The following is a 24,106-nucleotide window of genomic DNA, read 5'->3' on the forward strand; positions in this document are numbered from 1 at the left end:
GTCACAGGACCGTCAGCCCCCGGTCGGTGAGGATGGCCGCCGCCTGCCCCGAGGTGATGACGGCCCCGGCGAGGGAGCGCAGGTCGCGGTCGTCGGGCTGACCGAGGTCGGTTCCCCGCAGATCCGTCCTGGTGAACGTGGTGTTCACCAGCCGTGCCCTGATGATCCGGCAGTCGGTGAGGACGGCGTCGGTGAAGTCGCAGCCGGACAGGTTGGCCTCGTCGAACCGTACGCCCTCGATCTCCTGCTTCCTGAAGGAGCAGCCGGACACGTCGGCCAGGGTGAGGTTGGAGCGCGAGACGGTGAACGGGGTTCCCCGGGTCCCGGTGAGGGTCGCGCCGATCATCCGGCAGCCGGTGAAGCTCACGTCGGTCAGCAGGGCGTTGCCGAACCGGGCGCTCGACAGGTCGGCGTTGACGAAGACCGCGTCGGTCAGCTCCGCGTTGAGGAACCTGAGGTCGGCCCCTCCCCCACCGTCGAACCTGGCGCCGTCGAGGTCGGCGCCCCGGAAGTCGGCGCCGTCGAGCGCGCACCGGTCGAACACACACCCCACGAGGACGGCCTCACTCAGGTCGGCCCGCCGCAGGTCACAGTTGACGAACCTGTACGGCTCAGCCGCCAGCACGTCGGTCAGCGCCATGTTCGAGAGGTCCAGCCCCTCCACGTCCCGCTGGGTCGCGAGCAACTCCGTGACGTCCATGCGTAGACATCCAACCAGAGCCCCGGCCGACTCTTGACGAGATCGCCTGAGCGAAAAGAGAGCACCGCTCTTGACTTCCATCCCACGGGAGGGCACGATTGTCCTATCGAGAGCGCCGCTCTCGAAAACAACGAGTGCTCACGGAGGAGACATGGAAACCCGGTTCCTGCAGGTCGACGGTGGCCGGATCGCCTACGACGTCGAGGGTGACGGCCCGCTGGTGGTCATGATCCCCGGCATGCTCGACAGCCGTGAGTCCTACCGGTTCCTGCGCCCGCTGCTCGTGCGGGCCGGATACCGCGTGGCGACCATGGACATCCGTGGCTGCGGGGAGTCCTCAGCCGAGTGGGACGACCACTCCTACGAGGCCCAGGGCCGCGACATCGCCGCCCTGGTCGAGCACCTGGACGCCGGGCCCGCCGTACTGGTCGGCAACTCCTACTCCGCCGGGTCCATCATGTGCGCCGCCGCCGAGGCCCCCGCCCTGGTCGCCGGGGTTGTGCCGATCGCGAGCTTCGTCCCCAACCTGCCGACGGGGCCGGCCAAGAAGGCGCTGCTGGCGCTGGTCGGTAAGGCCGTCGTGGCCTTCCCCTCGATCTGGGGCGCCTACCTCAAGTCCGCCTACCCCAGCGCGCCGCCCGCCGACTTCGCCGACTACCGCGCCCGGTCGGTCGCCGCCCTGCGCGCCCGCAGGAACGCGACCCGCGCCTACGTCTCCGCACCCCCGATGAGCGAGGCCTGGCTCGACCGGGTCACCTGCCCGGCGCTGGTCGTCATGGGCACCGCCGACCCCGACTTCGCCGACCCCGTGGCCGTCGCCGAACTCCAGGCGGCCAGGATGAACGCCCCGCTGACGCTGGTCGAGGGGGCGGGCCACTACCCGCACGCCGAGTTCCCCGAGGTCCTCGCCGGCTCCCTGCTGCCCTTCCTCGCCCGCGCGCACGCCCGGGTCGCCGTGTGACACCAGGACGCCGAGGTCGCCGTGTGGCGCCTGGGCACAGGGGTCTCCGTGTGACCCCGGGACGCCGAAACCATGAATACCGGACTGCCGGAATTCTCGCGAAGTGCAGAAATAGAATGAAATGACCGAAATCTCACCCTATTTCTCTCCGGGCAGGAACCTTTCCGACCGTTCACGCGTCAGTTATCGCGGGGAGAGACGATAGGAGACAAATGCCCGACAAGCCGGGGTTGCTGACACGTGTCATCGCGGGATTCAAGGGTGAGGTGCCCGCGACCACCCTGGAGGCGATACAGAAGGCGGGGATAGGCGTCTACCAGGTACTCGACGAGGTCGAGGTCCTGCGCAGGGGCATGGCGGTCGAGGGGGTCGACCCGTGGAGCGCCTCCGAGGCGGTCTCCGCGCAGCAGCTGTACTCGTGGAACGCGTTCGTGCTGCAGACGCTCGGCGACAAGATGATCGAGGCGGACTACCGCGCCGACGCCAAGACGGTCGGCTACCTGCCGCAGGTCACCGCCGAGCAGGTGTGGTCCTTCTTCGGCCAGGTCGAGGGATGGCTCTCCCTGGCCCGTCAGTCCGCGGCCAACCCCGGGTTCAAGATCGCCGACCTGCGTGAGCTGCCCGCCGACCTGCCCGGCTGGGTCGAGGTCCAGCCCTGCCCGCGCGCCCACCTGGAGGCGATGATCGCCGCCGCCGCCGCGATCAAGGAACACGCGGAGCTGGCGCTCGGCCTGCTCGAACAGGCGGGCGTCCCCGAAGAGCGGGTCGCCGACCGCGACCGGCTGCGGCAGATCGCCGCGCAGGCCGCGACCGCCGCGGACTACGCGATCAACATGTACTCCCCCAACGCGGACACGCAGCTGCACGAGCTGATCGAGGAACGGCTGCGCGGCGCCCTGGAGACCTACCACCACCTGGGACAACTGGTGGCGATGCCCACCCTGCTCAGGACGTACGGCCAGGGCGGCGCCCCCGCGGCCTCGACCGAGCCCGCGTCCCCGCAGCAGCGCAGGAAACTGCCGCGTCCCGGCCAGCCCGGCTTCGACCCGTGGTGCCTGACCGACCCCAAGACGCTGAACCGGTGGACGAAGGACGCGCGCGCCCGCGAGTCCATCACCGAGCTGTGGCGGCACGACCCCAACCCCGCCCAGACATTGCGTTTCCAGGAGGACATCAACGACGGGATCGAGCGCGGTGACGTCTCGGTGCTGAGCCAGCACTACTACTGCTGCCCGTGGGCGCCGATCTACCGGGTGAACAAGCCGATCCGGGTCGGCGACCGGCGACTGCAGGCGGGGCAGGAGTTCACCTACGAGGCCTCCGCCGAGGAGATCCTGGAGACCGGGCGGTTCGTCAGGAAGATCATCAATGGTCCGTTCACCACGACGAACCAGGTCGACTACTGCAATCCCGGCGACTTCCACGACGACTGACGGACCTTCGGACCTGCGGGGAAAAGCCTCGTTCGCCTTTCAGAAAAAAAGACTCTTTCCCAAATGCCGTCAGACGGTTAGGTTTCCATTCAGTGTCACGCCGCGATTCTCACCGGTGACACGTCAGGAGATTTCTCCGTAATTCTGAGCAGTGGAGGAGTCCAGATGCGCACAAATCTGCGCAGAAACGCGATCCGGCTCGTCGCCGCGGCTTCGGCTTTCGGCCTGCCTCTCGCATTGGTCCCACCGGCCCAGGCCGATCCAGGGGTGAGCGCCGTACAGAGTCAGCTGGTCAACTCTGTGACGGCGCCCCTGGTCAAGAACCACCTGCGGGCGCTGCAGAACATCGCGAACGCCAACAACGGGACCCGCGCCGCGGGGACGAAGGGGCATGACGCCTCCGCCGAGTACGTCGCGGCGAAGCTGCGCAAGGCCGGTTGGCGTGTCACGCTCCAACCGTTCGAGTTCGGCTACTTCACCGAGAACTCGGCCGCGACACTGGCCCAGATCTCCCCCGATCCCAAGACGTACACCCCGACCGAGCCGGGCAGTTCCACCCTCGGCGACTTCTCGACCATGACCTACTCCGCCTCCGGCGACGTCACCGGGACCGTGCAGGCCGTGGACCTGACGCTGCCGCCGACCCCGGCCCCCAGCTCTACCTCGGGCTGTGAGGCGTCGGACTTCGCCGGCTTCACCAGGGGCAACGTCGCGCTGGTCCAGCGCGGCACCTGCGACTTCGAGGTCAAGGCGCGCAACGCCCTGGCCGCGGGCGCCTCGGCGGTCATCATCTTCAACGAGGGCCAGCCCGGCCGTACCAACACCGTTCTGGGACGGCTCGCCGGCCCCGGTGTGACCATCCCCGTGCTGGGGGCGAGCTTCGCCGTCGGCGAGGACCTGGCCTCCCCGGCCGGCACCGTCGTGCACATCAAGACCGACACCACCAGCGAGAACCGCCTCACCCACAACGTGATCGCCGACTCGCGCTGGGGCGACCCGAACAAGGTCGTCATGATCGGCGCGCACCTCGACTCGGTCGTCGACGGCCCCGGCATCAACGACAACGGCTCGGGCAGCGCGGCCGACCTCACCGTCGCCGAGGCGCTCGGCAGGATCCCCACGACCAACAGGCTCCGCTTCGCCTGGTGGAGCGCGGAGGAGCTCGGCCTGCTCGGCTCCCAGTACTACGTCGACAACCTGCCCGCCGACCAGCGCTCGAAGGTCAAGCTGTACCTCAACTTCGACATGGTCGCCTCCCCCAACTACGCGCTGAAGATCTACGACGGTGACGACTCCGACCAGACGGGCTCGCCCGCCGGTCCCGCCGGTTCCGCCGAGATCGAGAAGCTCTTCGAGAAGTACTTCGACACCCTGCGCCAGCCCCACAACGGCACCGACTTCGACGGCCGCTCCGACTACGGACCGTTCATCGAGGTCGGCATCCCCTCCGGTGGCCTGTTCACCGGCGCCGAGGGCATCAAGACGGCCGAGGAGGCCGCGCTGTTCGGCGGCGTCGCGGGCCAGCCGTACGACGGGTGCTACCACCAGGCCTGTGACACCGTCGCCAACATCAGCGACAAGGCCCTCGCGCTGAACACCGGCGCGATCGCCACCGCCGCCGTGGTGTACGGCTTCAGCAGGAACCTGCCCGGTTCCGGGGCTCCGGCCGCGGCCGCCCCCCAGAAGAAGACCCTGGCCTCCGTGGCCGCCGACGGCCGCGTCAGCGGCTGACGACGGACACGACCCCGGCGAGACTCCCGACGGCCTCCGGTCACCCGACCGGGGGCCGTCCCACGTCACGGCCCCGGACCGACCGCGATCTCGGCCTCGGCTTCGGCTTCGGCTTTGGGAAATCGGACGTCCGGCAGGTCAGCGGCCGTCCTTCATCATTTCGACGATCGATGAACCGCCCCTGTTCCGTCCCTGTTCATCCCCCGGACATTGGATCTTGTTTTCTGTGTAGCGGAACGCTCGTAGATCTTGGACGTCCTTTTCGGACCGAAGATAAACGGGGTTCTTGTGTTCTCATTCACCAGAAAGAGCGTCGCCGCAGTGATGCTGGGACTCTGTCTCACCGCCGTGACGACCACCACGGGGGCCGGGTCCGCCTCGGCCGACCTCCTCACCGGCCACACCGCTCCCTCCGCCAAGCCCGTCCCCCCGGCCCCCACCGAGCCGCCGGACTACCTCACCCCCGAGGACCGCGCGCTCATGGAGCGGCAGCAGACGCTCGTCCGGGCGGGCACCAAGATCCGCAACCTCGTCGAGGACGGCCGGGAGGCCGGATACACGGGGCTGGAGATCTCCGGTGACCGGTTGGTCCTGTGGTGGAAGGGCACACCGCCCGGGCGGATCGAGCGGGCCGTCCGCCAGGCGGGCGTGCCGGTCGACGTACGCCCCGCGACCCACTCCAGGGCCGAACTGCGGACCGCCTCGGACAGGCTGTGGCAGAGCGCGGGCATCGAGCACGGCGGCCGGATCCACGCCGTCAAGGCGCTGGTCGACGGCAGCGGGTTGCAGGCGCTGGCCGACCCCGCCCAGGCCCGTTCCCTCACCGCGATCCCGGACGTCGGGGTGCCCGTCGCCGTCGAGCCGCGTGAGCCGATCAAGGCGACCAGCACCCGCTGCGACGACACCGTCGGCTGGTACGGCGGTGGGGCGCTACGCCACGACACCTTCTTCGGCGCGGCGTGCGGCGGCCAGGAGAGGCTGCGCTACACCTGCACCGCCGGGTTCGGCGTGCGGGCCGGCGGCACCCAGTTCCTGCTGACCGCCGGACACTGCGGCGCGCCCGGCGACCTGTTCACCGACCCCGGCCGCGAGGAGATCGGCAGGGCGACGCACGAGAACGTCGGCCACGACCTGCTGCTCATCCAGACCCGGGTGGTCGGCCGGATCTGGGACGGCACCCCGGGCGTCAACGACTTCACCAAACCGGTCGTCGGCTGGGGCTGGTCCTTCCCCGGCCAGTCTCTGTGCTACTCGGGCACCACGACCGGCGCCCGGTGCGGTTACACCGTTGACAGCGCCTTCACCAGGATGTGCGGCAAGGACATCTACGGCAACTCGGAGTGCTGGGACGACCTGATCTCCGCGAGGAAGAACGGGCAGGGACCCAGGGAGGGCGACAGCGGCGGCCCCGTCTTCAACCTGGAGAACGGATCGAGCGCGACCCGCGCGATCGGCACCGTCACCGGTTACGGCTACGGCGGTTCGAACGAGTGGCTCATCTTCCAGGACTTCGGCACCGCGACCCGCGACTGGCCCGGCCTGGACATCGTGACCTACTGATCCTCCGCGGACACGACGGCGGGAGGGATGGTCCGACCGGCCCCTTCCGCCGCGCCGTCACTCCACGGAGACGTCCCCCATGGACTCAAGCAGCACGCGGAGCGTCCCGGCGAGCCGTTCACGATCGTCGAGGTCCAGTACGGCCAGCAGTCGTGCCTCGTTGGCCACGTGCAGTCCGACCAGTTCCTCGACGATCTCCCACCCCCTGGGCGTGAGCCGTACGGGCACCAGACGGCGGTCCCTGACGTCCCTGACCCGCTCGACCAGGCCCCTGGCCTCAAGCCTGTCGATCCTGTTGGTGATCGCCCCCGAGGTGACCATCGCCGCCCGCAGCAACGCCACCGCCGTCAACTCGTACGGCGGACCCGCCCTGCGCAGCGTGGCCAGCACGTCGAACTCCCAGTGCTCCAGCCCGTGCGTGGCGAAGAACTCCTTCAGCTCGCGCTCGAACAGCCGGGAAAGGCGCGAAACGCGGCCGACGATCCCCATCGGCCACACGTCAAGGGTCGGCCGCTCCCGCTCCCACTGGGCCAGCAACGCGTCCACCGCGTCACCCATCGCACCTCCCGGCCAGAGCGCCACGGCCCATGTCTTCCCGTCGGCAAGGGTAGCGGCGGCGGGCCGTACCCGTGCGATCACCGGTGCGCGCCGCCGGGCGCCCGCGGATCACATCGTGACAGGTCGTGCCGGAGGGGCCCACGGCCGGCCCCACACCTCTGGACCGAACGCCGCCACGCGTTCGCCGCCCATCGGATCATGGCCTCGCTTCCTCGGTCACCCGCTCTCCTCCCGGCGGACGGAGAAGGCACCTGCGGCAGCCGCCAGCACCGCCGCCTCCGCAGCCTGTTTCGGGAGCCGCGGGTCCGGATCGACACGCAGGAGCACCAGCTGGTGGTAGAGCGGCGCCGTGGCGGCGACCAGCAGGCTCCGCGCGTCCGTGTGCCGTGCGGGGAGCTCACCGCGCTCGACGGCGCGTTCGATGAGAATCTCGCACTGGGCGTACCGGTCCGCCCACAACCGCGTCTGGGCCCGCGCGGCCTGTTCCGAGTGGAACGAGGCGGCCATCAGGGCGACGGCGAGCGACGGCCGCACGACCAGGGATTCCTGGATCTCCTGATTGAGAGCCGTCAGATCGCCCTGCAGTGAGCCGGTGTCCGGGGGCTGCCAGTCGATCTCACCGGCGGCGTCAATGACGTCGACGATCAGTCCGCCGACATCGCGCCAACGCCGGTAGACCGTGGCACGGTGCACTCCGGCCCGCGTCGCGACGCCCTCCATCGTGAGTCCTTCGTGACCGCGTTCGGCGAGTTCGGCGCGCACCGCGTCGAGAACCTGGGCGCGGACGCGGGCGGTGCGGCCGCCGGGGCGGCGGTCCGGCGTCGTGTCCAGTGGGTCTGTCATCGGCAATCGGTATCCGGTTGAGAAAGGCGGCAGGACTGTGCCAGCATCCTAACGCGACAGTTGTCGCCTTGTGTTCGTCAGAGAGGAACCGCCTTCACGATGCCGCCCGTTCCCGCCGACCCCACCGTGCTCCGCCCGATGCCCGAGCACCCGCGTGTGGTTCTGCTCAAACCGCTGGTGAAGTCGCCGCTGATCGAGATCGGTGACTACTCCTACTACGACGATCCGGACGACCCGACCGCGTTCGAGACACGCAACGTCCTGTACCACTACGGCCCCGAGCGGCTTGTCATCGGCAAGTACTGCGCGCTGGGGACGGGCACCCGGTTCATCATGAACGGCGCCAACCACCGCATGGACGGCCCTTCCACCTTCCCGTTCCCCACCATGGGGGGCTCCTGGGCGGAACACTTCGACCTGATCACCAACCTGCCCGGCCGGGGCGACACGGTCGTCGGCAACGACGTGTGGTTCGGCCACGGCGCCACGGTCATGCCCGGAGTACGCATCGGTCACGGCGCGATCATCGCCGCAGGCTCCGTGGTCACCGGCGACGTCCCCGACTACGGCATCGTCGGCGGCAACCCGGCCCGGCTCATCCGCCGCCGCTACGGCGACGCCGACATCGCCCGCCTCCTCGCCCTGGCCTGGTGGGACTGGCCGCCAGGGCACCTCACCGAGCACGTCCGGACGATCATGTCCGGCAGCGTCGACGACCTGGAGCGCGCGGCGCCCGCCCTCCGCGACCGCTGATCCGCCCCGAACCAAGCACCGCAGAATCGGTTCAACAGCATGCCCGTTCCGTCCCACCTCGACCCGTTCGCCGGCTGGCTTCGTGACCACGCCGCCCCGCTCGATCACCTCGACCCCGAAGCGCCGCTCGACGACCTGCCGGCTCAGCTCGCCACGACCATCCCGGTGGGCGTCGAGGAACCACTGCGCTGGATGCGCCGGCACAACGCCACCGCCAAGGTGCCGATGCGTTTCGCCGGGATCGACATCCCGGCCGCCGGAGGCTCCCTCCTGCCCGCCCTGGCCCCCCTCGCCGACTACCTGCGCGACATCGACCCCGAAATCCTGCCGGCCGTCGAGCAGGCGGTGAGGATCGCCGGATCGTTCGCCGGATCGTTCGCCGGAGCCTCCGCCGCCGCACCCGCCTGGGCCCACCTGCCCGCCGCGGGATGAGTCATCTTGGGTTGGAAGACCCTTCCAGCAGGTCAGAGGATGATGATCTCTTCTTTCACGTAGGCCAAGTTGACCGAACTCAGCACATGGGTCGTTTGAGGCAGAGGGCTGAGGTCTCGGGATGAATCGACAGACTGGAGCGGGGCACTGCGTTCAGGCCGATTAGCGAGATTCCTGGATAGAGTTCACGGCAGTGCGGCCGTGTCGCACTGGTGCCCGCAGGCTCGTGAGCTAGGAAGCTGATCACGAGCTGTGCCCTTGTCCTGCTCCGGCAGAGGCCTCCGGGCCTGCATCGTGCCCCAGTTACGCGTCGGGCGCCACGCCTCGCCGCAGGACGGCGCCCCCCTCCCCGTCCGGTTCCATCCGCCAGCCTGGCGGCCACTCGTGCTCGGCACCGATGGCCTCGGATGCGACAAACGCCCCGTCGAGGTGGACACGCTGGCTCTGGAGGACGCGCTCAAACGAAGTCCTCCCGTTGAAGGTGGCCCCGCGGAACCGGGTGCCGCGCTTGAAGGTGGCCCCCACGAACGAGGCATCGCCGTTGAAGCTGGCCTTGTCGAACTGGGCGCCGCGCTTGAAGGTGGCCCCCACAAACCGGGTGCCGCGCTTGAAGGTGGCCCCCACGAACGAGGCATTGCTATCGAAGTCGGCCCCCACGAACAAGGCGTCGCCGTTGAAGATGGCCCAGGCGAACCGGGCGCTGTCGTTGAAGCGGGTCTCATGGAATGAGGTGTAGCCGTTGAAGGCGGTTTGGCGGAACCGGACGTCGCCGTTGAAGGCGGCCTTGTCGAAGTAGAGCGAGGCGCCGCGTTTGAAGGTGGCCTCCTCGAACGAGGTGCCGCTGTTGAAGATGGCCCCGTGGAACGAGACGCCGTCGTCGAAGGTGGCCCCGTCGAACCGGGCGCCGCCATCAAAGCTGGTCCCATGAAACGAGGCGTCGCCGTCGAAGGTGGCCTTGTCGAACCGGGCGCATCTGTTGAAGATGGCCCCGTCGAAGTAGAGCGAGGCGCCGCGTTTGAGGGTGGCCCCCTCGAAGTGGGCATCGCCATTGAAGGCGGACCCGTCGAAGTGGGCGTCGCCGTCGAAGGTGGCCCCGTCGAACCAGGCGTCGCCGTTGAAGGTGATTCTGCGGAACCGGGTGCCGCGTTTGGGGGCGTCCCGGTCGAAGTGGAACCAGGGGCCGCCATCGAAGGTGGTCCCGTGGAACCGGGCCTTGCCGAACCGGGCGCATCTGTTGAAGATGGCCCCGTCGAAGTAGAGCGAGGCGCCGCGTTTGAGGGTGGCCCCCTCGAAGTGGGCGTCGCCGTTGAAGGCGGACCCGTCGAAGTGGGCGTCGCCGTTGAAGGCGGACCCGTCGAAGTGGGCGTCGCCATTGAGGGTGGACCCGTCGAAGTGGGCGTCGCCGTTGAAGGTGGCCTCCTCGAAGTGGGCGTTGCCGTTGAAGGTGGCCCCCGCGAATGCGGCCTTGTTTACTCGGCACTCACGGAAGTCGAAATCGATGAGCAGAGCCTCGGTCAGGTCAAGCAGGATGTTGGGCCAGAACTCGTCAGGTGGCGGTGTGGCGCGTTGCCGCCGGCGTCGTTGAGCGGGGGCAGGACCGCGCAGATGAGTGGTCAGGATGCGTTGGGCGGCCAGCCGGACCTGCCGCTCTTCGCGTGGATCGCGGCCTCCGGGCGGCTCGGCCCTGCCGCCGATGGCTGCGCGGGGAACGGCCGGCCCCGCGTCTTTTTGATCATCGTCCGTGGGCGGCGTGTAGGGCATGCGCAGATACGCGGTGATTACGTCCACGATCGTCTGCCGCAGCGCGCGGTTGTTCTGCGCGAGCTGCTCCAGTGCGTAAAGGCCGGCTAATCGGACGGGGGCTTCGGCGTTGCCGAGCTGCTCGACCGCCTTGCCGTAGCGGTCGGTGTCGTGGCCGCGTTCGCCGAGCTGGAAGGTGCGCCGGGCGGTGTCGGCGTTGCGGGCGGTGTAGTAGACCGCGGCCAGCGCGGCCAGGCCGGTGGCGACCGCCAGGACGCGGCCGCGGACCGCGTCAACGGCGGCGGCCAGGTCCTTGCCGGTCAGACCCGTGACGCCGTCGACGTGGACCAGCCACCAGGCAGCGCCAGGACCGAGTAGCCAGCCGATCGCCGCGACGAGGACCACGGCGGCGACAGTGACAACGATCGAGAGAGGCTTCATCGCGGTCCTTGCGGGGATGTTTCGATCTCGTGGAGGTTTCCCCAACACCTTGGCGGCTATCAGTCGAGAAGTCTCAGGGTTTCCGGCACCTCCCAGGCCGTGAGCTGCCGCTCAGGGTCGGTTTCCTGCTGCGAGAACTGGTGGATCAGGTCGACGAGGGCTTGCCAGTCCAGCGCGGGGAGGTCCTGCACCACGACAGGAACTCCCCGACGGTCCCCATGATCGCGTTCGCGGTGCCCTCGCTGCGATACCGCACCGCGGCGCCCGGTTTGCGTGATCGCGCCGGCATCGGCTCGTCCACCAGCCAGCGCATCATCGCCATCAGCTGCGCAAGGCTCGGGCCGGCCCAGCCCAGCCCATGACCTCGGCAATACGACAAGTACAAAGCGATCCGGCCCGCGTACGTCTTCTCGTTGTTGAACGCCCGCCCCGCCCCCGCAGCCCCGCCAGGTATGCGCACGCCTCGACATGCAACTCCAGGTCCTCATCGAGGACCACCACCCACGACACCGACTCATCGGGGGCCACCGCTCGCTCGGCCCGGTAGTGCCGCTCGGCCGCGTCTGACCTGCCCAACATGCCGTACGGACCCTCAGATACTGTGCGCCAAACAGCCGTCATCACTACTTGAAGTACTTGCCGCACAACTAAGAGTCACCAAAGATAAGCGCTGGAACCGTCCGCCTCCGGCGAGACGATCGGCATGGGCGGCCGCCGAACGACGGAGACCCTGCCGCACGAGGCCGCGCACGCCCCGGCCCGCGTACGCGGCACCAAGGACACTGGCAGCGGCCACCGCCACCACGACAAGCGGTTCGAGCGCCCGCCCTGCCTCGACGGCCCCAGCGGGCACCGCAGTCAAGACTCGCGATCAACTCCCAGGTCAGTACGCCTAGAGCTTGAGCAGGCCGAGGTCCACGGTCTCGGCCATCGCCTGGGCGCCCGCGTCGTTGAGGTGCATGTGGTCGCCGCTGTCGAACTCGGCGCGCAGGTGGTCGGGCCGCTCCGGATCCTGTACGGCCGCCGCCACGTCGAACACCCCGTCGAAGACGTCCGTGCCGCGGATCCACTCGTTGACCGTCCGCCGGATCTCCCGAACCTCGGGCGAGTCCATCCCGGGGTAGGTCGAGTCGGCGAACGGGCCGATGGTCGCCACGAGGATCCGCAGGCCCGCCTCGTGGCTCCTGCGGGCCAGTTCGGTGAACCCGGCGACGAGTTCCCCGGCCGACACGGGCGGCTGTCCCCACATGCCGGGCAGACCCAGGTCGTTGATGCCGAAGTTGACCAGCACGTGGCTCACACCCGGCACCTGGAGCACGTCGCGCTCGAAGCGGGCCAGGGCGTGTTCGCCGATCCCGTCGGTCAGCAGGCGGTTGCCCGCGATGCCCTGGTTGACCACCCAGCCCCGTTCCAGCCGCCGGTTCAGCAGGTTCGGGGAGCGCCGGTTGGTGCCCGGAGTGGTGCCGACCCCCTCGAACCAGGAGTCACCGAAGGCGACGGCGACCGTGGTGCCCTCGGGAGCGAGCACGTCGACCCCGGTGACGTAGAAACGCGCGCCGACCTCCCGCGCGCCGGGAAGCGTCGTCGCCGAGACGGCGTCGCCCTCGACCACGTAACCGGTCTCGGCGGGCTGGTGGGAGAAGGTGGCCAGGCCCGTCTCCTCGGGGAGGTACAGGCTCAGCACCAGGTCGGTCCCCGCCTCGACCGCCAGTTCGACCGGGTCGCTCACGACCTCGCCGCCCGCCGGGACCGTCGTGCCGTCCCGCCCGTCGAAGCGGAGTCCGGTGTCGGTCTCGGGGTCGATCTCCCCGCCCCGCCCACCCGCGGGCCGTACGGCGACGCGGGCGGCGGCCAGGCTGAGCGGGTCGGTGCCGTACCGGTTGCTGAGCCGTACGCGCAGGGTGGTTCCCCCGCCGTCGAGGTGGAGGATCTGCCGCAGGGTCCTGTCCGTGAAGGAGAGCGGCTGGTTGAACGAGAGCTGCGAGGGGTCGATCACCGCGGACCTGAAGGCCGCCACCCATGTCGTGGTCACAGTCGCCCCAACCCATGGCCAAACCGCCATATTCCATCCGGGAAGGTCGTGTGTCTCCGAGCCCCGGAAAGGCGAATTGATTTCTGTCCGGCATTCGCCCGTCAGGTGAATTCCGACGTCCCGGGATTTATCGGAGATCCGCGCCGCCCCCGCCTCCGAGGGGGTATTCGAACTGGTCTGCGACAAGCCGGAGCCCCGTCCCCGCCGGGGGTACAGGGAGAGATGAGCCCTTCCCTACAGGCATGAAATGTTCTCATCCCGCAATCTCCTCTCCGCCCCCTTTGCGTGAAGTCGGCATATGATCGACAGGCTCTATAGCTATATGACTCGATGTCGAGCCAAAGACCGGAGGATCATCCTTGTCGGGAAACTTGGACTGGTCCAGACTCACGCCTGACAGCGCGAAGCCTGTCGACCTGCGCACCAACCAGCCGCACTCCGCCCGGGTCTACGACTACATGCTGGGGGGCAAGGACAACTTCGCGGCGGACCGCAAGGTCGCCGAGGAGGTCATGGCCCTGTCGCCCTACCTGCGGACATCCGTACGGGCGAACCGGAACTTCATGATCCGCGTCGCCCGCCACCTCGCCTCGGACCTGGGCATCAGCCAGTTCCTGGACATCGGCACCGGGTTGCCGACCTCGCCGAACCTCCACGAGGTCGTGCAGCAGGTCAACCCCGACGCCCGGATCGTCTACATCGACAACGACCCCATCGTGCTGCAGCACGCCCGCGCCCTCCTCGTCGGCACCCCGACCGGCAGGACCACCTACATCGACGCCGACATCCACGACCCGCAGGGCATCCTCAACGCGGCCGAGACCCAGAACACCCTCGACCTGAGCAAGCCCGTCGCCCTCTGCCTGATCGCCATCCTGCACTTCATCCCCGACGAGAACGAGGCGCACGAGATCGTCAGGGAGCTCATGCGGCCCCTGCCCTCCGGCAGCGCCCTGGCCCTGTCGACCATCGCGATCGACGCCGCCCCCGAGCGCGTCACGTCGGCGGTCAAGGCCTTCAACGCACGCGGCATCGCCTCCAAGACCCGCACCAGGGCCGAGGTCGACCTCTTCTTCGAGGGCTTGGACATCGTGCCCCCCGGCCTCGTCCCCGTGCACCACTGGCACCCCGACGACGAGGCGCGCTCCCTCAGGGACGACGAGGTCTCGATGTACGGCGGCATCGGCGTCAAACGCTGAGCCCCCGGTCGCCCCGCCCGTCCCGGGTGGGGCGGCCCGTGTCGTGGCATGCTGGCCGGGTGACACCCGAGGACCTCGCCCACCTGCGCCGGGCCCGTAACCTCATGGACCGTGAGTACGCCCGGCCTCTCGACGTCCCCGCGCTCGCCCGCGCCGCGTTCATGTCGCCCGGCCACTTCTCCCGCAGCTTCAAGGCCGCCTACGGCGAGACGCCGTACAACTACCTCATGACGCGCCGCATCGAGCGGGCCAAGGCGCTGCTGCGCCGGGGCGACCTGTCGGTGACCGAGGTCTGCGTCGAGGTCGGCTGTACCTCCCTCGGCTCGTTCAGCTCGCGCTTCACCGAACTGGTCGGCGAGAGCCCCAGCGCCTACCGGGCACGCGACCACAGCGGGAACGCCGCCATGCCCGGCTGCTACGCCAGGATCATCACCCGGCCGAGCAGAATCCGAGAAGCCCCCGTTGAGGACGCCTGAGTACGGTTTTTCCCATGGCACTCATGCTTTCCCACGTCTTTCTCGAAGTCCGCGACCAGGACGAGGCCCTTGCCTTCTACCGGGACGTTCTCGGCCTGGAGGTCAAGTCCGACGTCGTGATCGAGGGGTACCGCTGGCTCACCCTCACCACCCCATCCCAGCCCGACGTCGAGATCGTCCTGAACCAGGTCGGCACGGTCTACCCGACCGACCGCGAGCAGCTCGAGGCCCTGCTGGCCAAGGGGGTGCTGAACGGCGTCTTCTTCAAGGCCGACGACGTCGACGCCACCTTCGAGAAGATCCGCGTGTCCGGGGTCGAGGTGCTCCAGGAGCCCATCGACCAGCCGTACGGCGTCCGCGACTGTGCCTTCCGCGACCCCTCCGGCAACATGATCCGCTTCTCTGGGCCGCAGCTTCGCCGGTCCTAGAGCTCAGGCCTCCACTCCTGGGCCAGGAGACCGAGCAGCACCTGGTCCAGGAACTCGCCCATCACCCAGGCCGAGGAGCGCGCCACGCCCTCGCGGACGAAGCCGTTGCGCTCGGCCGAGCGCAGCATCGCGACGTTGTCCGCCAGCGTCTCGACCTGCAGCCGTTGCAGGCCGCGCACGACGAACCCGTAGTGACACAGCACCGCGACCACGTCGGTGCCGTAACCCTTGCCCCGGGAGGACGGCAGCAGCCCGAGCCCGACGTGCGCGGACCGGTTGTGGGTGTCGATGCCCCACAGCACCGCGGAGCCGGCCAGCGCGCCGCCGTCCAGCTCCACCACGGAGAAATGGACGTTCTGCTGGTTCTTGTCGTCCACCACGAACTGTGAGTCCTTCGAGCCGGGCGTGATCGGCCGCCACGGATGGCCCATGGCCCGCGAGGTGTTGACCACGTCCCCGTGGAGTTCGGCCTCCAGGACCGGAATGTCGTCCTCGTGCCGAGCCCTGAGCCCTACCTTGCTTCCCCTTAGCATGCGAGATTCCTACCCGACCAGCCCGATATGCGGCAAACAAATAAAAGTGATCGATTTCGAGTGGCCATCCACAGGGCACTAGGCTGGCCGCATGGCGGAGATCTTCGTCCCGGACGGGTCGTGGACATTCGACGGCGAGACCCTGAGGATCGTCCCGGGTGGCGACAAGAACATCCATGAGCTGCGCAAACTCGTCGGCGAGCTGACCATCCCGCTCGTCGCGATCAGCAGCGTCTCCTTCGAGCCCGCACGCAAGGGCGGCAACCTGCAACTCCGGCTACGGCCGGGCACCGACCCGCTCACCGACGTCGCCGCCGGACGGCTCACCGACCCCGCCGACCCCTACCGGCTGTCGATCCCCAAGGACCGCACCGGGGCCGCGGGCTACTTCGCCGACGAGGTGCGCGCCTACCTGGAGGTCGGGCGGACGCCGGAGACGCTTCCCGAGGGATTCCTGCTGCCCGGGCCCGCCGTGCCGATCTCCGCGACCGCGGGCGACGGCACGGTGAACTTCGACGGCCACACCGTCTGGCTCGACTGGACCGGCTTCGCCAAGACGGCCAAGCAGTCCGCCGGGTCCCGGATGTTCCCGCTGCGGGAGGTGACCGGTGTCGAATGGGCTCCGCAGTCGGGCATCGGATACGGACGGCTCCGCTTCCACCTCAGCGGCGTCCCCTCGGGGAAGTCCCCGGAGGAGGACCCCAACTGCATCTCGTGGGGGGTGCAGCGCTACGGAGGCTCGACCGTCCTGGTCGCCGCCGCCGTGCTCGCCCGGCTGCCACGCCGTACGGCCGTCGCGCCCACTCCGGCCCTCGACCCGAAGGACGAGCGGGAGAAGCTCGTGCGCCGGGTGGCCGAGCTGGAGAACCACGACGCCATCCTGCGCCGCCTGGGCGAACTCGGCGAGCTGCGCCGTTCCGGCGTGCTCACCGAGGACGAGTTCACCTACGCCAAACAGGCCCTGCTGGCCCGCCTCAACGAGGAGTGACCTCCCGCCGTGCCACCCGAACCTGTTCGAACCGCCCTGAACGGGTTCGGAGCGCCCCAGGCGAGTCCGGCCTGAATTCGTCCCCGGCCCCGGTCAGAGCGCTCCGAGGTAGACCCAGGCGCCGCCGTACCTGACGAACCGGCTGTTCTCCTCCATCTCCCCCGGCACGCCCCGCTCCAGATAGTGGGCGCGGAAACGCACCGTCCCCTCGGTGTGCACGGCGCTGCCGCCGGTGGTCTCCAGGATCTCCAGGCGCACCCAGCGCGTCCCGCCGCCGAGGTCGAGATGCCCAGGGCGGGTGCTCGGGTGCCAGGTGCGCAGCAGGTAACCGGCGTCCCCCACGCTGAAGGCGCTGAACCGGGAGCGCATCAGCGCCTCCGCCGTACTCGCCGCCGCCTCCCCCCGGTGCAGTGGACCGCAGTGGTCGCGGTACGGCACGGCCGCCCCGCAGGGACACGAGGTGGCGGAGGGGCGAAGCTGGGTGCGACGTGACATTCCCTCATTGTGCCTGGCCGATTCCGCGTGTGGTTCAGCGCCGGATCGTCCAGTCCGGCACCCAGGTTCCGGCCGTTTCGTGACCGGCCGCCGTGGCGGCGAGATACGCGCGGAGGGTCGCCAGCGCGGGGTGGGGGTTGTCGCGGCGCCACAGGAGCGAGTGCGGGTAGACGGGCGTGGGATCGGTCACCGGGATGCGGCGAAGACCGTGGTCGGCGGGCCAGACGAGGCGGGTCCGCTCGCTCATGAAGGTGGCCAGGGCCGGGGTGTCGGCGACGCTGTCGATGAGCACGTCGGAGCCGAAGTTCGGCCCGGTCGCCTCGATGGTGAGGCCGAACTCGGCGACGAGGTCGTCGTAGTAGGCGCCCCACTCGGTGCCGGGGACGATACCGGGCATCCAGATCCGGTGCCCGACGAGCTGGGCCACGGTCACCGAACGGGCGCCCGCCAGCGCGTGGGCGGGGCCGGTGAGAAGCTGGAGCGGCTCGTCGAGCACCCGGACGGACTCGACGTCCTCGGGAAGGGGTCGGCCGGGCATGGCGACGGCGCGGAAGGACGCGTCGATCACGCCGGACCTGATCGCCGCGACGGCCTGCTCGATGTCGAACAGCATCACCACGTCGAGTTCGATCTCGGGATGAGCCTGGTGGAAGCCGCGCATCAGGCCCGACGTCGCGCCCCGTGAGGCGATCACGTCGACGCGCAGCGGACGGCCGCCGGGACGCACGGACGCGACCGCGCGCTCGGCGACCCTGAGCAGCTCCCGCGCGTGGGGCAGGAACGCCTGTCCGTCGATGGTGAGCTCGGCACCGCGCGGCGTGCGGGTGAACAGCCGCACGCCGAGGTCGCGCTCCAGCGTGGCGACGCGCTTGGAGACGGCCTGCTGGGTGACCGCGAGCTCGGCCGCGGCCTCCTGGAACTGCCCCGCCTCCGCGACGGCGACGAAGGTCCGGACGGCTTCTAGATCCATGCCGACACCCTAGTGACACAACCATCGGTTGTGGCCCTGCGGCCTCCCGGTTGTTTGATCCCAGGGCGTGGCTCTCGCTTTGATACTCCCGATCACCGAACGGTTGTGCGATGACGACCACGAGAGACGGGCGGCGGTTCGGATGGCTTTGAGAGACAGACACCGGCTGGGGCGGTCGTTCGGGTGGCTCTGGGGGGCGTACGGTACCAGCGCGCTCGGCACCTGGCTCGCCTTCGGCGCGTTCCCGCTGATCGCCGTCCAGGTGTTGCACGCCGGACCCGCCGAGGTCGCGGCGCTGTCCTCCGTGGGGGCGGCGGTCGGCGCGGCCGTGGCGGTGCCGCTCGGCCCGTGGGTCGAGTTCCGCCGCAAACGGCCGGTGCTGATCGGGACGGACCTGGCGCGGTTCGCGGCGCTGCTGACGATCCCCGCCGCGTTCGCGCTCGGCGTGCTCACCTTCGTCCAGCTCCTGCTGGTCTCGGTCGTCGTCGCGGCGGCCGACATCACCTTCCGCGCCGCCTCCGGCGCCTACCTGAAGACGCTGCTGCCCGCCGAGGACCTGCTCGTCGCCAACGCCCGGTTCGAGTCCACGACCTGGACGACCACGATCGTCGGACCCCCGCTCGGCGGTGCCGCGATCGGACTCCTCGGCCCGGTGGCGACGGTACTGGCCGACGCGATCAGCTACCTGATCTCAGCCCTGGGCATCCGCCTCTCAGCCCCGAGCCGTCGCCCGTCCGCCCCGGACAGCCGCCCCGCCGTTTCGGGCGACCGTACGGCGGACGGTCGGGAACCACGGCCCGGACGCCGGGAGGTCTCGCGGGCCGGGGACCTGCTCGACGGCTGGCGGTACATCCTCGCCGACCCGGCACTGCGGCCGCTGTTCCTCAACACCGCCCTGTTCAACGGCCTGGTGATGGCCGCCGACGCGCTGCTGGCCGTCCTGATGCTCGGCCCGCTCGGGTTCACCCCGTGGCAGTACGGCCTCGCCTTCGCCGTACCCGCGATCGGCGGGCTGGTCGGCGCGCGGCTGGCCCGGCCGCTCGTCACCCGGTTCGGACAGCATCGGGTCCTGGTGACGGCCGGGACCCTACGCGCGCTCTGGCTCGTCGGGCTCGTCTTCCTCGGGCCGGGCACCGGAGGGCTGCTGCTGGTGATGGGCGTCGAACTCGGGCTCATCCTCTGCTGCGGGGTCTTCAACCCCGTCTACGCCACCTACCGCCTCGAACGCACCGCGAACGACCGGATCACCCGCACGCTGTCCGCCTGGGCGGTGACGACCAGGGCCTCGACCGCGCTCCTGACGGCGATCTGGGGCGTACTCGGCAGCCTGCTCGGCCCACGCGCGGCCATCGGCCTGGCCGGCGCGCTCCTGCTGGTGACCCCCCTGTTCCTCCCCCGCCGCCTCGCGACGCCCCGCGCCGAACCGCTCCCGTCGCTCACCGAAAAACCCACCGAGACACCTGCGGAAGCGCCCGTCGAAGCACCCACCCGAACGCCCACCGAAGCACCCAACGAATCGCCCGTCGAAGCACCCACCGGATCGACCACCAGACCGACCACCGGATCGCCCGCCGGATCGCCCGCCCAGGAGAGAAGATGACCGACACGACCCCGACGCTGGACCCCAGGACCACCGCGCTGCTCGTCATGGACTACCAGCGGGGAATCCTGGACACGCTCCCCGACCCCCGGTCGCCGCTGTCACGGACGGCCGACGCCATCGCCGGCATGCGGGCGTACGGCGCCACCGTCGCCTACGTGCGGGTCGGGTTCACCGAGGACGACTGGGCGGCGATCCCGCCGACCAACGAACCCTTCTCCTTCCTCGGACGGCAACGCCTCATGCACCACGCGGACGCCGCGACGGACATCCACCCCCGGCTCGCCCCCGAACCCGGCGACATCGTCGTCCGCAAGACCCGCATCGGCGCGCTGTCCACGACGGACCTGGACCGGCGGCTGCGGGATCGCGGAGTCACCACCCTGGTCATCGCCGGTATCTCCACCAGTGGCGTCGTGCTGTCCACCGTCACCGACGCCGCCGACCGCGACTACCGGCTCCACATCCTCTCCGACTGTGTCGCCGACCCGGACCCACAGGTTCACCGGGCCCTGATGACCGGCGTCTTCCCGAGAGTGGCCCACATCATCGACGTCGCGGAACTCCGCTCACTCCTGCGCACGGAGTGACCGCCACCTTCCCAGGAGGCCTCTCCCCGAGACGTTTCCCGCCGAGGCGCTCCTGCTCGGACGGAGAGCCAGGGCGGCGGCCACGCAGGCGACCGGGAAGGCGGGCAGGACGTAACGGTTGTCGAAGTCGAGCGCCGCGACCGGAGCCACCAGCAGGAACAGCGCCACCGCCCACGGCAGCAGGGCCGTACGACGCCGCCGCAGCACCCCGAGCCCGCCCAGCAGCAGAACCGCCCCCAGCAACGGGCCGTGTAGGAATGACGGATAGGAGTAGGCCGCCAGCAGCCCCGCGTACGGCTCGACGGAGGACAGTCCCCGGATGCCCGGGTCGTACTCCTGGCGAACCTTGTCGATCAGCGGGAAGTCGGGCAGCGGCCAGCTCCCCCGGGGAAAGGTGAGGGCCGAACCGACCCGCTTCGGATGGGCGACCGGAGCCCAGGCGAAGGCGAGCGAGGTGTCCGCGGCGACGTCGCGGAGATAGTCGAACGGCTGGGCGGCGATGGCGCGCAGCGCGAACGACCGGGCCAGGTCGTTGTGGGAGAACCGGTCTCCGGGCAGCCGGTTGAGGGAGGCGTCCGCCGCCCAGACGTACTCGGAGGCCGCGTCGACGACCGTGCCGTTCGGGCACAGCACGGCCTCCCGCGCCGGAGGCCTGATGACCGAGCAGTCGGCGAAGGTCATGGTGCGCGCCCACAACGCCACCCCGTCGGAACCGCTGAGCGCGAACCTGCCGTGGTGGGCGGCGTACCAGCCCGCGTAGGCCGTCAGCGGCATGACCCCGGCCAGCGCCAGCGCCACCACGGGACGCCATCCCGCCCGCCGTACGAGAAGGTGGAGCAACAGCAGGCCGAGCAACGGCACCGCGACGGTCCTGGTCAGCCCGGCGAACGCCGTCAACAGGCCCGCGCAGGCCGCCGCCGGGACCGTCGGCACCCGCCGCCACAGCAGAACCGTGAGCGCGGCCACCACCAGAAAGATCAACTGGGTGTCGGAGAGGACGGCGTGCTCAAGCCGTAGAAATCCGGGGTCGAACAGGACCGGCAACGTGGCCAGGGTCGCCCCCCAGCCGGGCAGCGACCGGCGCCGCAACGTCGCGTAGACCATCAGCGCGATGCCCAGCCCCATGACGTGCTGGACTCCCGCGATCACCACCACGCTGTGGAAGGGCCGCAGCAGCCACAGCAGGAAGGGGTACCCGGCCGGATGGAACTGCGCGGACGGCCTCATGTGCATGGCCGTGTCGAGATAGGTGAACGAGTCGTACCAGTAGAGCTGGGCAGGCCGGTAACCGAGCATGACCAGCCCTCGTAGCGCCCCCGCGCCCACGAGGACCAGCACGAACAGCCGATGCCGCCGCAACGCCGGACCGTACGGCCTGCCCGGGAGCCGGATGCGACGGCGCCGGAGCGGCCCGGGTGCCCCGGTGGGCGGGCTGTGCCCGTTTTCTCTCCGCCGCTCGACCCGTGGAACGTCCACCGGCTGCGAAACCGACGTGTCCAGCCGAACCGGTGAACCTGGTGATTCGGCATCCGAAGGTGGGGAATATCCGGACTGGAGCTCCGGGGGTGCGGACCGTGGGTTCGGCATCGACCACTCTCCTGTTCCCGCGCGGGACGGCTTCCCGCGTCGGTGGTGGAGTAGACCCGTTGATCGATAACCTGAACGTCACCAAATTTGGTTATGGCGGCGTTATGCGTGTTCCGGGATGCTGTCCGGGCGCGCGTTCCGTACGCGCCGGGGGATTCGACCGGACGAGGTGCGCGTTCCCGCGAACCTCGCGGAGCATGTGTTCCGTGCGCGCCGGGGATTCAGGGGGAGGATCGTTGCGCGTTCTGATCGCCGAGGACGAGCGCATGCTCGCGGACTCGATCGCCGAGGGCCTGCGCGCGGAGGCGCTGGCCGTCGACATCGCCTACGACGGCGAATCCGCCCTCGAACGGCTCGGCGTCCACGACTACGACGTGCTTGTCCTGGACCGCGACCTGCCCGGAGTGCACGGCGACGACGTCTGCAGGACCGTGGTCGACTCGGGCGCCCTGGTCAGGATCCTGATGCTGACCGCGGCGGCCGACGTCCGCTCCCGGGTGGCCGGGCTCTCCCTCGGCGCCGACGATTACCTGCCCAAACCGTTCGCCTTCGAGGAACTGCTCGCCCGGGTGCACGCCCTCGGCCGCCGCGCCAGGCCCGCCGACCCGCCGATGCTCGAACGCGCCGGTGTACGGCTCGACCGCGCCCACCGGCAGGTCTACCGCGAGGGCCGTTACGTGCCGCTGGCCCGCAAGGAGTTCGGTGTGCTCGCCGAACTGCTGCGGGCCGACGGAGCGGTCGTCTCGTCCGAGGACCTGCTGGAGAAGGTGTGGGACGAGCACATCGACCCCTTCACCAACACCGTGCGGACCACAATGATGAAGCTGCGCCGCAAACTCGGCGACCCACCCGTCATCGAGACCGTCCCCGGCGTCGGATACCGCATCCCATGAAGCCGACCGCCAGAATGCGGCTCGCGGTGGCCTGCGGCGCGGTGTTCCTCGTCATCGGCACCCTGCTGCTGACCGGGGTCTACCTCCTGGTGCGCAACAGTCTGGAACCCCGTGACGGCCTGGGCAAACCCAAGTACATCACGATGGCCGAGGGGCCCTACGACGCGAACAACCGCGAGTACCAGGTGGCCATCAGACGGGCCGAACAGGTCCGGCGTATCTACCAGCGCGACACGCTGAGCACCCTCCTCACCGTGGGAGGCGCCGGACTCGCCGTCTCCAGCGCGATAGCCGTCTGGTACGGCTGGTGGGTGGGCGGCTGGGCGCTGCGCCCGGTCCAGCAGGTGACCGAGACCGCCAGACGGGTCGCCCAGAGCCACAACCTGACCGAACGCATCGCCTACACCGGGCCACGCGACGAGGTCGCCGAACTGGCCGACGTCTTCGACACCATGCTCACCCGTCTCGCCCGCGCCTTCGACGGCCAGCGCCGCTTCGTCGCCAACGCCTCACACGAGCTGCGCACCCCGCTGACCATCAACCGGACACTGGTCGACGTGGCCGTCAGACGCCCCGACGCGACCGACGACCTCAAACGACTCGGTGAGTCCCTGCTGCTGGTCAACACCCGGCACGAACGGCTGATCGACGGTCTCCTCGCCCTCGCCGAAGGTGAGCAGGCCGTACTCGACCGGCGTCCCTTCGACCTGTCGGACGTGGTCGAACACGTCCTCGACCAGGCGGGCGCCGAGGCGGGGGAACGCTCGGTGACCGTGCACCGGCTGCTGGACTCCGTGCCGACCGCGGGAGATCCGGTGCTGCTGGAACGGCTCGTGCAGAACCTCGTCGAGAACGCCATCCGGCACAACCACGAGGGTGGCGAGGTGTGGGTGACCACCCGTCAGCGCACGGACGCGGCCGAACTGGTCGTGGCGAACACGGGCCTGCCGGTCCCGCCGTACGAGATCGAGACGATCTTCGAGCCCTTCCGCAGGCTGCACGGCGACCGGCTACGCTCCGAACGCGGCAGCGGCCTCGGCCTGTCCATCGTCCGCGCCATAGCCGACGCCCACGACGGCACCGTGACAGCCCGCCCCAGAGAAGAAGGCGGCCTGACCATAACCACCGAACTCCCCAGCCCGACATGACACCTCATCACCGGT

General features: G+C 69.7%; 24 protein-coding genes. 14 read left to right on the forward strand and 10 right to left on the reverse strand.

Annotated features, from left to right (window positions below):
- Nucleotide 1: 1 nt before the first annotated feature.
- Complete coding sequence (locus ACFYY8_RS11295; RefSeq protein WP_390039591.1) at nt 2–700, reverse strand: pentapeptide repeat-containing protein; 699 nt, start codon at nt 698–700, stop codon at nt 2–4.
- 151 nt (nt 701–851) lie between these two features.
- Between ACFYY8_RS11295 and ACFYY8_RS11300 the strand changes: the two genes are divergently transcribed.
- From ACFYY8_RS11300 to ACFYY8_RS11315, 4 genes are all read left to right on the forward strand, one after another.
- Nucleotides 852–1,661, forward strand: coding sequence for an alpha/beta fold hydrolase (locus ACFYY8_RS11300; RefSeq protein WP_390039593.1), 810 nt, complete (start codon nt 852–854; stop codon nt 1,659–1,661).
- A 212-nt stretch (nt 1,662–1,873) separates the two neighbouring features.
- Nucleotides 1,874–3,094: a hypothetical protein gene (locus ACFYY8_RS11305; RefSeq protein WP_390039595.1), complete on the forward strand. Its 1,221-nt coding sequence runs from the start codon at nt 1,874–1,876 to the stop codon at nt 3,092–3,094.
- A 165-nt stretch (nt 3,095–3,259) separates the two neighbouring features.
- Nucleotides 3,260–4,825, forward strand: a complete 1,566-nt coding sequence (locus ACFYY8_RS11310; RefSeq protein WP_390039597.1) for a M28 family metallopeptidase — start codon at nt 3,260–3,262, stop codon at nt 4,823–4,825.
- Nucleotides 4,826–5,146: 321 nt separating this feature from the next.
- Nucleotides 5,147–6,385, forward strand: coding sequence for a hypothetical protein (locus ACFYY8_RS11315; protein ID WP_390039599.1), 1,239 nt, complete (start codon nt 5,147–5,149; stop codon nt 6,383–6,385).
- A 57-nt stretch (nt 6,386–6,442) separates the two neighbouring features.
- Here ACFYY8_RS11315 and ACFYY8_RS11320 read toward each other — a convergent pair whose 3' ends face one another.
- Nucleotides 6,443–6,943, reverse strand: coding sequence for a MarR family winged helix-turn-helix transcriptional regulator (locus tag ACFYY8_RS11320; RefSeq protein WP_390039601.1), 501 nt, complete (start codon nt 6,941–6,943; stop codon nt 6,443–6,445).
- Nucleotides 6,944–7,159: 216 nt separating this feature from the next.
- The gene (locus ACFYY8_RS11325) at nt 7,160–7,786 is read right to left on the reverse strand and encodes a TetR/AcrR family transcriptional regulator (RefSeq protein WP_390039603.1); all 627 of its coding nucleotides are present in this window, start codon (nt 7,784–7,786) and stop codon (nt 7,160–7,162) included.
- Nucleotides 7,787–7,885: 99 nt separating this feature from the next.
- Between ACFYY8_RS11325 and ACFYY8_RS11330 the strand changes: the two genes are divergently transcribed.
- Together ACFYY8_RS11330 and ACFYY8_RS11335 are read left to right on the forward strand one after the other, a co-directional pair.
- Entirely contained in the window at nt 7,886–8,539 is a 654-nt protein-coding gene (locus tag ACFYY8_RS11330) for a CatB-related O-acetyltransferase (RefSeq protein ID WP_390039605.1), read from the forward strand.
- Between the two features lie 39 nt (nt 8,540–8,578).
- Nucleotides 8,579–8,971, forward strand: coding sequence for an erythromycin esterase family protein (locus tag ACFYY8_RS11335; RefSeq protein ID WP_390039607.1), 393 nt, complete (start codon nt 8,579–8,581; stop codon nt 8,969–8,971).
- Nucleotides 8,972–9,274: 303 nt separating this feature from the next.
- Here the strand turns inward: ACFYY8_RS11335 and ACFYY8_RS11340 are convergent, their stop codons facing one another.
- The 3 genes from ACFYY8_RS11340 to ACFYY8_RS11350 form a co-directional block, all read right to left on the reverse strand.
- A complete protein-coding gene (locus ACFYY8_RS11340; protein ID WP_390039609.1) occupies nt 9,275–11,152 on the reverse strand; it encodes a pentapeptide repeat-containing protein in 1,878 nt (625 codons plus the stop codon).
- Nucleotides 11,153–11,211: 59 nt separating this feature from the next.
- Nucleotides 11,212–11,346, reverse strand: a complete 135-nt coding sequence (locus tag ACFYY8_RS11345) for a hypothetical protein (RefSeq protein ID WP_390039611.1) — start codon at nt 11,344–11,346, stop codon at nt 11,212–11,214.
- 698 nt (nt 11,347–12,044) lie between these two features.
- Nucleotides 12,045–13,184: an SGNH/GDSL hydrolase family protein gene (locus ACFYY8_RS11350; protein WP_390039613.1), complete on the reverse strand. Its 1,140-nt coding sequence runs from the start codon at nt 13,182–13,184 to the stop codon at nt 12,045–12,047.
- Nucleotides 13,185–13,543: 359 nt separating this feature from the next.
- On the opposite strand from ACFYY8_RS11350, the gene ACFYY8_RS11355 reads away from it, so the two are divergent.
- From ACFYY8_RS11355 to ACFYY8_RS11365, 3 genes are all read left to right on the forward strand, one after another.
- Nucleotides 13,544–14,383 (forward strand): SAM-dependent methyltransferase, encoded by an 840-nt coding sequence (locus ACFYY8_RS11355; RefSeq protein WP_390039615.1) that lies wholly within the window; start codon nt 13,544–13,546, stop codon nt 14,381–14,383.
- Between the two features lie 104 nt (nt 14,384–14,487).
- Nucleotides 14,488–14,859: a helix-turn-helix transcriptional regulator gene (locus ACFYY8_RS11360; RefSeq protein WP_352015505.1), complete on the forward strand. Its 372-nt coding sequence runs from the start codon at nt 14,488–14,490 to the stop codon at nt 14,857–14,859.
- Between the two features lie 14 nt (nt 14,860–14,873).
- Entirely contained in the window at nt 14,874–15,287 is a 414-nt protein-coding gene (locus ACFYY8_RS11365; protein WP_352015481.1) for a VOC family protein, read from the forward strand.
- Here the strand turns inward: ACFYY8_RS11365 and ACFYY8_RS11370 are convergent.
- On the reverse strand, nt 15,284–15,820 hold the full coding sequence (locus ACFYY8_RS11370; protein ID WP_390039618.1) for a GNAT family N-acetyltransferase: 537 nt from the start codon (nt 15,818–15,820) through the stop codon (nt 15,284–15,286). The genes ACFYY8_RS11365 and ACFYY8_RS11370 overlap by 4 nt on opposite strands.
- Before the next feature lie 91 nt (nt 15,821–15,911).
- Here ACFYY8_RS11370 and ACFYY8_RS11375 point away from each other — a divergent pair, with 91 nt between their 5' ends.
- A complete protein-coding gene (locus ACFYY8_RS11375) occupies nt 15,912–16,808 on the forward strand; it encodes a DUF4429 domain-containing protein (protein WP_390039620.1) in 897 nt (298 codons plus the stop codon).
- Nucleotides 16,809–16,901: 93 nt separating this feature from the next.
- On the opposite strand, the gene ACFYY8_RS11380 is transcribed toward ACFYY8_RS11375, so the two are convergent.
- Together ACFYY8_RS11380 and ACFYY8_RS11385 are read right to left on the reverse strand one after the other, a co-directional pair.
- The gene (locus ACFYY8_RS11380) at nt 16,902–17,303 is read right to left on the reverse strand and encodes a YchJ family protein (protein WP_390039622.1); all 402 of its coding nucleotides are present in this window, start codon (nt 17,301–17,303) and stop codon (nt 16,902–16,904) included.
- Nucleotides 17,304–17,337: 34 nt separating this feature from the next.
- Nucleotides 17,338–18,273: a LysR family transcriptional regulator gene (locus tag ACFYY8_RS11385; protein ID WP_390039624.1), complete on the reverse strand. Its 936-nt coding sequence runs from the start codon at nt 18,271–18,273 to the stop codon at nt 17,338–17,340.
- Between the two features lie 148 nt (nt 18,274–18,421).
- On the opposite strand from ACFYY8_RS11385, the gene ACFYY8_RS11390 reads away from it, so the two are divergent.
- Together ACFYY8_RS11390 and ACFYY8_RS11395 are read left to right on the forward strand one after the other, a co-directional pair.
- Nucleotides 18,422–19,873, forward strand: coding sequence for an MFS transporter (locus ACFYY8_RS11390; RefSeq protein ID WP_390039626.1), 1,452 nt, complete (start codon nt 18,422–18,424; stop codon nt 19,871–19,873).
- Nucleotides 19,870–20,463, forward strand: coding sequence for a cysteine hydrolase family protein (locus ACFYY8_RS11395; RefSeq protein ID WP_390039628.1), 594 nt, complete (start codon nt 19,870–19,872; stop codon nt 20,461–20,463). The genes ACFYY8_RS11390 and ACFYY8_RS11395 overlap by 4 nt, the downstream gene beginning before the upstream one ends.
- Here the strand turns inward: ACFYY8_RS11395 and ACFYY8_RS11400 are convergent.
- Nucleotides 20,443–21,822, reverse strand: a complete 1,380-nt coding sequence (locus tag ACFYY8_RS11400; protein ID WP_390039630.1) for a hypothetical protein — start codon at nt 21,820–21,822, stop codon at nt 20,443–20,445. The two genes, ACFYY8_RS11395 and ACFYY8_RS11400, sit on opposite strands and share 21 nt — an antisense overlap.
- 464 nt (nt 21,823–22,286) lie before the next feature.
- Here ACFYY8_RS11400 and ACFYY8_RS11405 point away from each other — a divergent pair, with 464 nt between their 5' ends.
- The gene (locus tag ACFYY8_RS11405; protein ID WP_390039632.1) at nt 22,287–22,943 is read left to right on the forward strand and encodes a response regulator transcription factor; all 657 of its coding nucleotides are present in this window, start codon (nt 22,287–22,289) and stop codon (nt 22,941–22,943) included.
- Nucleotides 22,940–24,091 carry a sensor histidine kinase gene (locus ACFYY8_RS11410; protein ID WP_390039634.1) on the forward strand — a complete coding sequence of 384 codons (1,152 nt, stop codon included), beginning with the start codon at nt 22,940–22,942 and terminating at the stop codon, nt 24,089–24,091. The genes ACFYY8_RS11405 and ACFYY8_RS11410 overlap by 4 nt, the downstream gene beginning before the upstream one ends.
- The last annotated feature ends 15 nt before the right edge of the window (nt 24,092–24,106 follow it).

This window comes from Streptosporangium sp. NPDC001559 (genome assembly GCF_042893955.1).
In the GTDB taxonomy this organism is placed as follows: Bacteria; Actinomycetota; Actinomycetes; order Streptosporangiales; family Streptosporangiaceae; genus Streptosporangium.